Annotated in this window: 1 protein-coding gene; it reads left to right on the plus strand. The window is 78.1% G+C overall.

Annotated features, from left to right (window positions below; all coding sequences use genetic code 11):
• Nucleotides 1-1,018: hydrolase (locus tag DMH12_RS38550; protein WP_125495865.1), on the plus strand; the 1,018-nt coding region annotated here is incomplete at both ends.

The raw sequence follows: 1,018 nt of genomic DNA on the forward strand, positions 1-1,018 counted from the left end.
GCTCCCCGCCCCCGCCGAACCCCACGTCCACCCCGACACGGCCCTGACCGCCGACGTCCCGGGCCCCGTCTCCTACGAACCCGAGGACGTCCAGCGCCGGGCCACCGAGGCCGCCCTGCTCCAGCTCGGACACGGGGCGACCGCGCTGCGGGCGCACGTGCGCGTGGGCGACGTCGCGGGGCTGGGCGCGCTGACCGCCGTACTGCGCGCGCGGCGTTCGCTGCGCGGTCTGGCCGAGCTGACGACGGTGGCGATGCCGAGGGTGCTGACCGGCGTGGCCGGGGCCGACGGTCTTGCGATGCTGCGGGACGCGGTCAAGATGGGCGCGGACGTGGTGGGCGGGTGCCCCGACCTGGACCCCGACCCGACGGGGTACGTGGAGGCGGTCCTGGAGGTCGCGGCCGAGCACGGCTGCCCGGTCGACCTGCACACGGACGCGGCCGATCCGGCACGGCTGGCCCGGCTGGCGGCCATGGCGGGCGGGCTGCGCCCCGGGGTGGCCCTCGGTCCCTGCGAGGGCCTCGGCCTGCTGCCGGCCGAGGTCGCCTCCCGCGCCGCGGAACAGCTCGCGGCGGCCGGCGTGACGGTGGTCTGCCTGCCGCAGGGCACGTGCGGCGCGGCCGATCACCCCGACGGCACGGCTCCGGTGCGGCTGCTGCGGGCGGCCGGGGTCCGGGTCGCCGCCGGGAGCGGCGCACTCCGGGACGTCTCCAACCCCGTCGGGCGCGGCGACCCGCTGGAGGCGGCGTACCTTCTCGCCTCACGCCACGGGCTGCGCCCTCAGGACGCGTACGAGGCGGTGAGCACGGAGGCGCGGGCGGCGCTCGGCCTGCCCGAGGTACGGGTGGAGGCCGGTTTCCCCGCGGAGCTGCTCGCGGTACGCGGCGACCGGCTGGCGGGGGCGCTGTCCCTGGCGTACAGCCGCGTCGTGGTGCACCGGGGGCGCGTGGTGTCGCGGACCAGCGCGGTACGGGAGTACGGCGACCAGGACGGCGGCGCCTGGCTCTTATACCCATCT

The organism is Streptomyces sp. WAC 04229 (genome assembly GCF_003947455.1).
Classification (GTDB): domain Bacteria; phylum Actinomycetota; class Actinomycetes; order Streptomycetales; family Streptomycetaceae; genus Streptomyces.